Annotated in this window: 7 protein-coding genes and 2 pseudogenes; 1 reads left to right on the top strand and 8 read right to left on the bottom strand. The window is 47.6% G+C overall.

The window, feature by feature from the left end; translation table 11 throughout:
• From JCM11216_RS13745 to JCM11216_RS20185, 8 genes and pseudogenes are all read right to left on the bottom strand, one after another.
• Window positions 1-463, bottom strand: a pseudogene (locus JCM11216_RS13745) (hypothetical protein); the annotation flags it as partial.
• A 38-nt stretch (window positions 464-501) separates the two neighbouring features.
• Window positions 502-705, bottom strand: coding sequence for a hypothetical protein (locus JCM11216_RS13740; RefSeq protein WP_054854566.1), 204 nt, complete (start codon window positions 703-705; stop codon window positions 502-504).
• Window positions 693-941, bottom strand: coding sequence for a hypothetical protein (locus JCM11216_RS13735; RefSeq protein WP_054854565.1), 249 nt, complete (start codon window positions 939-941; stop codon window positions 693-695). Before JCM11216_RS13735 ends, JCM11216_RS13740 begins: the two co-directional genes overlap by 13 nt.
• 165 nt (window positions 942-1,106) lie before the next feature.
• A complete protein-coding gene (locus tag JCM11216_RS13730) occupies window positions 1,107-1,811 on the bottom strand; it encodes a hypothetical protein (protein WP_243676434.1) in 705 nt (234 codons plus the stop codon).
• Entirely contained in the window at window positions 1,751-2,131 is a 381-nt protein-coding gene (locus JCM11216_RS13725; RefSeq protein ID WP_054854563.1) for a hypothetical protein, read from the bottom strand. Before JCM11216_RS13725 ends, JCM11216_RS13730 begins: the two co-directional genes overlap by 61 nt.
• A gap of 191 nt (window positions 2,132-2,322) precedes the next feature.
• Window positions 2,323-3,099, bottom strand: a complete 777-nt coding sequence (locus JCM11216_RS13720; RefSeq protein ID WP_054854562.1) for a hypothetical protein — start codon at window positions 3,097-3,099, stop codon at window positions 2,323-2,325.
• Between the two features lie 122 nt (window positions 3,100-3,221).
• Window positions 3,222-3,910: pseudogene (locus JCM11216_RS13715) on the bottom strand (hypothetical protein).
• Window positions 3,832-4,209, bottom strand: a complete 378-nt coding sequence (locus JCM11216_RS20185) for a hypothetical protein (protein ID WP_243676433.1) — start codon at window positions 4,207-4,209, stop codon at window positions 3,832-3,834. Before JCM11216_RS20185 ends, JCM11216_RS13715 begins: the two are co-directional and overlap by 79 nt.
• Window positions 4,210-4,493: 284 nt before the next feature.
• Here JCM11216_RS20185 and JCM11216_RS13710 point away from each other — a divergent pair.
• Window positions 4,494-5,673, top strand: a 1,180-nt coding sequence (locus JCM11216_RS13710) for a hypothetical protein (protein ID WP_243676432.1), incomplete at its 3' end; no start/stop codon positions are given.

Here is a 5,673-nt window from a genome sequence, read left to right as displayed (position 1 = left end):
TGATCATTGTCTGGAGGTACCAAGTGCTTTGTTGCAGGTACCAACTGAGTGGGCTCGTGACAGGGACTAGGTTCAACGCCAGTACTGTGTACCAGAAGGTTGCGTAGAAGCTTGTCACATCACTGAAGTACCTGAGGGCTGTTGAGTAGCCCCCCCACCTAAGCAACAACTGCGGGTTGTTGGTAGTAGGCAGGTAATTACTCAGTGATGTTGAGTTGTTGATGGGTATTGAGGATGCAATGCCGTGGATGAGGATGGGTAAGAAGTTGGAGATGAGTAGTAGTGTGTAGAGGGTGCCAAGCATCACTGAGCCGACTACCACGTCCACAACCTCGTCAATGCCCTCCCTCCTAACCTCAGGCGTTGGGCCGTGGAGGTACTTAACAAAGCCGTGAATCAACACCGAAGCCGCAATACCACCAAACAAGCCAACACCCAAAACACCGAGGGATGGCAGGCTCATCAAATTCGTTGATTAACCCCCTTAATAAGGGGGGGTTGTTAGGCGCAGCTAACCCTCACGCTTACCGAGTCCCCAACCCTCCTCGGCAATGAACTCATTAAGTCAGCAATTAAGTACTGAATAGCCTCACAAACCTCACCCACACCGCCCTCCTTAACAGCCCTTAGTAACTCCTTGACATCATCCTTAATTTGGCTTAGCACACCGAGGACCTCACCATCAACGCTCATTAGCTCAGCCACGTACTTAATAATGAGCCTATCCCCCCCTCGGTGAGCCTTTGCAATGCCTTAACTAACTCGGTGTCATTGACGCGCCCAACCAATGCGCTCAGGAAATCCCCCAACGCCTCACTGCCAACCCTCTCGGCATACCTCGAGGCTAGGGTGAGCAAAACCCTAAGCATCAGGGAATCATCACCATTAAGCGAAGCCCTAGACAACTCCCTAAACAAACCACAGACCTCACCACCACACACAAACTCAAACTTACCCCTAAACGACGCACTACGCCCAGCCTCGCACTCCCAGCCTCACTACCCACCTCCTTAACGACTCCCCCCCCGCCACTGCCCTGCGGGCTTGCGCCATCAATGGGATGCTCCGCGTCATTAATAACCACGCCTGGCCTTGGCGTTGAATCCCTAGGGGGCGTGCTCAATGGGGTTTGGTCTCCTCGCCTCAATCACCTCGCCATACCTCTCGCTTATCAACTCCACAGCCCTATCAACCTCACCAACCTCGAGGTACCTCAGCACCTTAATCACCAAGTCCCTGGCGCCACCCTCATTACCCCCCCTATTGACGAGCTCCACAACGACCCTAGCCAGCGCCTCAAGGCTCCTCTTACTCAATGTGGCCAGTGGTTTCAGGTCGTTGGTGCTCATGCCCAGCTTACTTGATATTGTGTTTATGTATAGCCTGGCCATGGGCCAAGCCTCACCTCCCCCCCTCGACCTCCTCATGTTCTCGATAATCGCCCTAACGTCGTCTGAGTTCCTCACCAACTCCCTCAGTTCCTTAATGAATTGATCGCTAAGCACGGCGGATAGGTACCTATGAATACTCTGCCTACTCAACCCGGTTATCCTCGCCAACTCATCGACGAGTACCATCACGTCCCTCCTTTGCTCAAGCCCCTCAATGAAATTGAGCGCCTCATCCTTACTGTACCTCCCGGCTATGTCGAGGACCAAGTGCTTTAGGTAATCCTCAACGAAGCTAAGCCTAACCTCACTATGCCTCCTACCGCCGTAGACTATGCACAATAAGGCGGCGGCTGCCTTGGCTAGGAATGGCTCACTGAACTCACCGAGGTCCCAAACCTCGACCTGAGCCCTCTCGAGCACATCCCTCCCCCCCCTTCATTGAGCATGACCAACGCCGCCTCAGCAACGCACGTCGGCGCCAGGATGACCTTAACGCCCAGTACCGCGGCAACAACCACGGGGTTTAGGAGGGCGACTCCGCGGATGGCTAGGTCCTCAATGTGCCCCCCCTCAACGACAACCCTCTCCTCAGGCGTGTGGCTGCATGGGCATGGGTGCCAGTTGGGCAGTACGTAATCCCTAACAACGTCAATCAACCTATGACTATACCTACCCACAACCCTAAGCCCAAGCCTCTCAACAACCCTACCAACCTCCTGAGCAACACCGGCAGAGACCATTTAATAAAGGGGGGGAGTAGAGCGGTTTATAAGGCTACCTTCCTCGAGGGTTCCCCCACGTGCCGTGCACGGGACTCAGTTGTAGAAGAACTAATTGCTGTTTTTACAAAGTTGACGAGGTCCCACGATCTCACCTTAGGTGAGATCGTGGGGCTCGTGAGAGGGGCTCGACTCCACACTTGAAGTATGCATTACCGTGTTCCGAGCATTAACTCCCTGAGCTTTTCAAGTAGTTCCTCCCTACCCATTATGCTTAGGTAGTTCCTCGTGTCCTCCTCGCCGGCATTTATGAGTATTAGGTAGGTTATTGCCAGGTCGATTAGGGTCTTGGTTGGGTAGTTCCTACCCACCACCCTAGCCATCCTACTGACCTCAATGTAGGCTCGGTAGGCATCGTCGATGCTGAGGACTCCCTGGGCATTCCACTCATTAATCGCCCGTTCAATGAATTGCTTAACCAGCCAATCCTTACCAAACACCTCAGCAATGGCACCCTCAACAATCGACCTCTCACCCAGGTAACCCACGCACGCCACATCCAACACGCAGTCGAGGACCCTCAACAGCCTCGAGGATCCCTCACCCCCCCACCTAGCCATGAGCACATCAACGAGTTTACGCACCTGGGACTTATGGACGTTGAATCCACGATTAATGAAGACCCTCATCACGGCTTCCGTTAACTCATTAATCACATCCACAACACCCCCCCTGACCCTATCAGCATCACCCACCATGTCGGCTCTAAATCTCTTGAGTAGCTCTATTTTAGGGTTGGGTGAAACTTTCGGCCTTGTATTGATTAGTGTATTATCCCTGGCCCTTGGGTCTGTCTTAACCGGCCTCTCCTCGGTGCCTTCGATTACGTAATCCCTAAGCACAAGTCCACTGAGGGCATCCACTGGGAACCCATCATCATTAACAACCACAAAGCCCCCCCTCAGCCCAACATCACCGGTTTGACTCATTTAACCACTAACCCCCCCACTGGACCTAATAAGGCACTGATTTTTCATCAATTAATAATTATAAATTGTTGAAAATCGGCAAAGTAAATACGTTGAGTTAATCAATTCATTCAATCCCAAGCTCAATGCAGTCCATCATCACCTATTGAGTACTTGACCTCAAAGCCCGGGGCCAGGCCTGGGACATCCAGCGCCTTCATTAATCCCTCGCCCTTGCTCTTACTAGCCCTCGTCATTAACCACCTTGCGTTGACTGTGTGGGCTAGTACATTGCCACCAACGGGCATCTTAACCTCTATGTACCCCCCCGTGGGGGGGCTGGTCATGACCTGGTTAGTGTAGACAACCAAAACACCAAGCCTAATTGTTAAGCGCCTAAGCCAGTCGAGTACGTAGTGTAGGCGTTGCTGCCTCTCGGCCAACTTCTCCCTACCCCCCCTGAACTGGCTCTGTACAGTGCAGTTATTGAGTCGACAATCACCACCCTGGCGTTGCCGCTTATGACTAGGTCTGTGAGCCTCAGTTTTATGAAGTCCTCTAGGTCATCAACCGTTGCTGGGTTAAAGACGAGTAGGTAATCGCTGATTGCCTGGTTGTAGTCAACGTTGAACCTACTGGCCATGTTCCTGATTAGGTTAGAACCAAGGTACTGGTCAATCGTCTTCTCAGTGTCTATGTAAACCACCCTAAAGCCGAACTGCGAAATGCTGGCAATCGCCACCTGCAGGGCCATTATCGTCTTCCCAGCACCAAACTCACCGGCGAATTCATGACTCGCGCCGAAGCGTAGACCACCAATGGCTTGGTCCAAGCCCTCGACGCCAGTCCCAGTACCGGCATTTTGCTGATTGCCTCAATCCTCTCCCTAGCAGTGACCGCGGATGGGGGGGCTTCGGCTAGTAACTCCCTAGCAGTGTTGATTAATCGCCTAGGCAAATCGGTGTCTGGCGAACCAAGCAGTTCCTGAAGCTCCTCAGCGTTGAAGAGGAGGATTTGCCTAAGGCTATTGACGCCGGCATTGATTAGCCTATCAACAGTCTGCCTACTAAAGCCGAGCTCAACAAGCCTCGAGAGCTCGGACTCAATCGAGTCAGCCCTCCTCCTAGTCACGCTGATACTAAATACAGCGGCTTATAAGGGGGGGCTAGACCTCGGTGTTTCCTAACTCATCATTGTAATGCCTAACTAGGGATATCTACGTTGAATAATGATAAGGCACATGTATTGCGAAATTCCCAAAACAGATTAGGGCAGGATCACCATATAGATAATGAGGAGGATGAACCTATCCACGGAGATAACCCTGGAGATGTTATACAGAAATGCCAGGATAGCGGAAAATCATCAATACCATAACGGTAAATTTAAAAAACAATGTTACATTAAATTATGTTATGAACAATGTTAGTGGTTCAGTAAATGTAAGGCATAGTAGACCAACAATGCCATTGATGATTGCTATCGTTATAGTGCTAGTAATTATTGCGTTTACCGTTATACTATTATTTTCATTACCATCCAGTATATGGCTGGAGATTAGCGAGCACTATCCATATAATACGAGCAATCCCTTTGATCTAAATAATACCCTTTTGATCTTTTTATTCCCAAAATCCATTAATCTAAATGGTGGGTATAATAGTCTTTATGTAATAATAGCGTTTCAGGAGAATAATAAAATATATGCCATTTATTATTATTACTATCCATATTATCCGTATTCCTCATCTGAAGATATAACTAAATGTAATGATACACAGAGTATAATTGTAGGTTATGTAAGTACCTGTAATGCTAACTTTAACGCTTTTCCACAAATGTTAATAACCGAAACTTATACCTTCTCATATCCCCCCCAAGGACTTCTTCCTAGTATTCTTCTTCCTTACTATATCCTTAATGGCATTTATACTACTGAACCAAACGAATCCTTTATAAATATAACCACATTTCTCAGGACATTGATACGAGATATAAAGGATGGAAAAATAACTCAACTTGATGTATATTTAACTGATGGTAATGTGTTCTGGCTCCTATTAAGTAACAAGATAGAATATCTTAACTCTAGTAATTTCTACCTATTAGCTCCAGGGTTAGTTGTTTATAACTATACACAGCTTCAATTAAATATTCAAGGAACCATCATGAAACCCCAGTGGATTCAAATAACTGAGGAACATAATGTCTTTGGGCCTTACTATACGGTTAACTTTGAGTGGTTCATAGTAAGAAACGTTAGCCTTAATGCATTTATTACTAATAATTCTAATGACGATTGGTTATTTAGTTCTATGAATATAATCTCTATATACTCATATAGTTATTTTCAAATGGTAATGATTTTCATAATCCCCTTCATATTAATCACTTATACAATTATACGAGAATTGCATGATTTTTATGATACTACTATTAAAAAGCCTGCGATGAATACTGAAGAAACAATAGGGAAGGCCATAAAGGAGAATATCTACATAATTATATTGACCACAAGCTTCATATTCTCGACGCAGAGTGTGGCTCTCCAAAATTATCCTCATTTAGACAATTTTACCTTATATATGCTTTTTG

The sequence above is a fragment of the Vulcanisaeta distributa JCM 11216 genome (assembly GCF_001315985.1).
Lineage (GTDB): Archaea > Thermoproteota > Thermoprotei > Thermoproteales > Thermocladiaceae > Vulcanisaeta > Vulcanisaeta distributa_E.
This window is presented reverse-complemented; position numbering and strand designations above follow the sequence as displayed.

Coding starts and splice junctions, on each gene's coding strand:
- JCM11216_RS13725 (WP_054854563.1), bottom strand. CDS start 2,131: ATGGTCTCTGCCGGTGTTGCTCAGGAGGTTGGTAGGGTTGTTGAGAGG.
- JCM11216_RS13720 (WP_054854562.1), bottom strand. CDS start 3,099: ATGAGTCAAACCGGTGATGTTGGGCTGAGGGGGGGCTTTGTGGTTGTT.